Source organism: Dokdonella sp. (genome assembly GCF_049593775.1).
In the GTDB taxonomy this organism is placed as follows: domain Bacteria; phylum Pseudomonadota; class Gammaproteobacteria; order Xanthomonadales; family Rhodanobacteraceae; genus Dokdonella.
This window is the reverse complement of sequence record NZ_JBAWHJ010000063.1, coordinates 1-3,829: the sequence shown is the minus strand read 5'-3', so window position 1 is coordinate 3,829 and position 3,829 is coordinate 1. Positions and strand designations below refer to the sequence as shown.

The 3,829-nt window shown below is 59.5% G+C and carries 4 protein-coding genes; all 4 read left to right on the top strand.

Annotated features, from left to right (window positions below; translation table 11 throughout):
* Window positions 1-537: FHA domain-containing protein (locus tag WBP53_RS02360; protein ID WP_423925552.1), on the top strand; the 537-nt coding region annotated here is incomplete at its 5' end.
* Window positions 538-724: 187 nt separating this feature from the next.
* The gene (serC, locus tag WBP53_RS02355; RefSeq protein WP_423925550.1) at window positions 725-1,807 is read left to right on the top strand and encodes a 3-phosphoserine/phosphohydroxythreonine transaminase; all 1,083 of its coding nucleotides are present in this window, start codon (window positions 725-727) and stop codon (window positions 1,805-1,807) included.
* A 108-nt stretch (window positions 1,808-1,915) separates the two neighbouring features.
* A complete protein-coding gene (gene pheA, locus WBP53_RS02350; protein ID WP_423925548.1) occupies window positions 1,916-3,025 on the top strand; it encodes a prephenate dehydratase in 1,110 nt (369 codons plus the stop codon).
* Window positions 3,022-3,829: pyridoxal phosphate-dependent aminotransferase (locus WBP53_RS02345; protein WP_423925546.1), on the top strand; the 808-nt coding region annotated here is incomplete at its 3' end. The genes pheA and WBP53_RS02345, both read left to right, overlap by 4 nt.

The following is a 3,829-nucleotide window of genomic DNA, read 5'->3' as shown; positions in this document are numbered from 1 at the left end:
GTTATCGATACGCGCGTACCGGCCGAAGCTGCACTAGGCGGGCCCAGCGAAGTATCCCGCGTGGTTCTTCGAGGCGTATCGGGTTCGCATTTCGGCAAGACCGTCAGCATCGGGACCCGACTTCTGGTTGGGAATGGCTGCAGCGGCCTGGATCTGGATGAGCCCGGAATGGCCGAAAACCATGGCGCGATCAGTGTCTCCGACGATGCCATCGTTCTTCGCGACCTGGGATCGAAACAGGGCACCGAAGTGAATGGGGTCTCTGTCAGGAATGCCTTCCTGCATCCGGGTGACCAGCTTTCATTCGGGCGCAACCGGTTCGTGCTTGAGGCCCCCGGCTATCCGGCGCGCGGGCAGAGCATGCCTACGCCGGCAAATATGGCTCCAGCGATTACCCAGACACTGGACGCCATCCAGATCGATGATCCGGTGACGCCTGCCGAAACAGACGATAGTTCCGGAGTCTGGTGGCTTATCGCTGCAGCCGCGCTTATCGGCCTGGGGATCGCCGGGTTGCTCTGGTTCGGCAACTACTGAGTCCTTGCGCACTGCGACTATCCGCAGTTTGGCGGTAAAATTCCTCAGCGCTGTTACTGCATCGTGGCCAATGGTTCCGGTGGATGGGTCTGCACGCGCGAACTGACGCTTGCGGTAATGCTGCAATGCGCCATATTGTTGCGTCATTCGCACGCCTTTCGTGTCATCCCCGGAAAAGGAAAATGTCGTGACTCGCGCATGCAACTTCAGCGCCGGACCTGCCGCGCTGCCAGAAGAGGTTTTGAAGCAGGCCCAGGCCGAATTGCTTGAATGGGGAAGTGCGCGCGCTTCGGTCATGGAGATAAGCCACCGCAGCCGCGAGTTCATGGATCTCGCCGAAGAGTCCGAACAGGATCTGCGCGACTTGATGTCCATCCCGGCCAACTACCGGGTGTTGTTCCTGCAGGGCGGCGCGACCCAGCACTTCGCCCAGATCCCGATGAACTTCGCCAATCCGCAACAGTCGGCGGACTACATTGTTACCGGGGCCTGGGGCGAAAAGGCGGTTCGGGAGGGCTCGCCTTATGCGCAGGTACGTGTCGCGGCCAGTTCACTGGACTCCGCCTACACACGAATCCCGGCACGGGAGTCCTGGGATCTCGACCCGAATGCGCGCTTTGTCCACTACACGCCGAATGAAACCATCCACGGCGTGGAATTTCAGGACATACCGGATATCGGCGGAGCGCCGCTGATCGCTGACATGTCATCGGACATCCTCTCCCGGCCGATCGACGTTTCAAGATTCGGAATGATTTATGCGGGCGCGCAGAAGAACATTGGCGCATCGGGTCTGGTCATCCTGATCATTCGCGATGACTTGCTCGAACGCTGTCCGGATTCGATCGCGCGCATCTTCAACTATGCCCAGCACGCGGCAGGCCATTCGCTGTTCAACACACCCAACACATTCGGCTGGTACCTGTCATCACTGGTATTCAAGTGGCTCAAGGCACAGGGCGGTGTTGCCGCCATCGGTGAGCGCAATCGGGCCAAGGCGAAGCTGCTGTACTCGACCATCGACAAGTCCGACTTCTATTCGAATCCGGTCGAACCTTCTGCACGTTCATGGATGAATATTCCATTCTTCCTTGCACGCCCAGTACTCGATGCCATCTTTCTTGCCGAGGCCGCCGAGGCGGGCATGCTTGGACTCAAGGGGCATCGTGAACTGGGGGGTATGCGCGCATCCATCTACAACGCTATCACCTTGTCCCAAGTAAGCAGGTTGACGGAATTCATGGAAGATTTTTCCAGACGACATGAATGAGGTTGGCGCGCAGGAGACATACGCCGTGCGCGCAGCAAGACGCGGGCGATGGCATGTCGCCTGCGATGCAGGGTTTTTGACAGATTGGATAAACCAGGAGCTCAAGCCATGAGTAACGAGCCGCTACCCGACAAGACCTCACCCGACCTGGCTCAGGTGCGAGAGCGCATCGACGGGATCGATCGTTCCATCCAGGATCTTATTGCCGAGCGCGCGCGATGGGCGCATCAGGTAGGTCTGGCCAAGGGACCGCTCGCCGCTGCCGTGGATTACTATCGGCCGGAGCGCGAGGCACAAGTCTTGCGCATGGTTGTTGATCGCAATGAAGGCCCGCTCAGCGATGAAGTGCTGGTGCATGTATTTCGCGAAATCATGTCGGCTTGCCTGGCCCAGCAAGAGCCGCTGAAGATTGGATTTCTCGGGCCGGAAGGAACCTTCAGCCAGCAGGCGGTACTCAAGCATTTCGGCCGATCGGCGCATGGCCTGCCGTTGGCCAGTATCGAAGAGGTGTTCCAGGAAGTGGCAAATGGCGGGGCGGATTTCGGCGTCGTGCCTGTCGAGAACTCGGGGCAGGGAACGATCCAGATCACCCTCGACATGTTCCTGACTTCTGACGTCAAGATCTGCGGCGAAGCCGAATTGCGCGTGCATCAGTACCTGCTCTCGCGCAGCGGTCGAATCGAGGATATCGAACGCATCTATTCCCATCCGCAGTCGTTCGCGCAAACCCAGGGCTGGTTGCGCAGCAACTTGCCGGATGTCGAAAAGCTTCCGGTGAGCAGCAATGCCGAGGGTGCCCGGCGTGCACGCAATGCTGATGATGCGGCAGCCATTGCCGGAGAATCGGCGGGGCTGGTATATGGCCTGAAGAAAGTCATCATGCGGCCGATCGAGGATCACGCGGACAACACCACGCGGTTCCTCGTACTGGGCCGGCAGATCTTCCCGCCGTCCGGCCACGACCGCACTTCCGTGCTGGTATTCATCAAGGACCAGCCCGGCGCCTTGTTCAATGTGCTGAGCCCGTTCGCCAGGCACGGCATTTCGATGAATCGCATCGAGTCGCGTCCATCTCACCAGGCCAAATGGGAATATGCGTTCTTTATCGACCTGGCCGGACACGTGGAAGATGTGCAAATGCAGAAGGCACTGGCGGAACTCGCCGAGTTCGCTGCGCAGATCAGGATCCTGGGTTCGTACCCGGTTGCCGTGCCGTGAGGGCTGAGACGTCCACACTCGCCAATGCGGTGGTCCGCCGCCTGCGTGCCTACGATCCCGGCCACGACTTGCCCGCCCTGCGACTCAAGTTCGGCGATCGTCTGGCCGAACTGGGTTCCAACGAGAACGTTCTGGGTCCAAGTCCGAACGCACTGGCGGCGATCGAAGCAGGTCTCGCCCAGGTGTTTCGTTATCCAGATCCGAAGGGTGGCGCTCTCAAGAGGGCGTTGTCGGAACATCTGGGGGTAGATGCCAATCGCATCGCGCTAGGCAATGGTTCGCACGAGTTGCTGATGCTGCTCGCCCAGTGTTTTGCGGATGCCACGACATCCGTGGTCTTCTCCGAATACGGATTCGCGGTATTTCCCATTGCGACGGCAGCGGCAGGCGCAGTGCCCATTCGCGTGAAGGCACTGCCAGGCGATCACGCGGCAGCGCCGCTGGGTCACGATCTCGATGCGATGGTTGCGGCGGTGCGCGGGGATACGCGGCTGGTCTATCTGGCCAATCCCAACAATCCGACCGGCACCTGGTTCACAGACAGTCAACTGCAAGCCTTGCTTGAGCACATTCCCGAAACGACGCTGGTCGTGGTCGACGAGGCCTATCACGAATATGTTGATGCCCCGGACCTGAACACGGCGCTCAAGCTTGCCGAAAAACATCCGAACCTGATTGTTACCCGAACCTTCTCCAAAGCCTACGCACTGGCCGGCTTGCGCATTGGCTACATGGTTGCGGACTCAAGTGTGATTGGCATCATCGAGCGTCTGCGCGAATCGTTCAACGTCAACGGATTGGCCC

Excerpts from the sequence above, each read along its gene's own strand:
- pheA (WP_423925548.1), top strand. The coding sequence starts at position 1,916 with ATGAGTAACGAGCCGCTACCCGACAAGACCTCACCCGACCTGGCTCAG.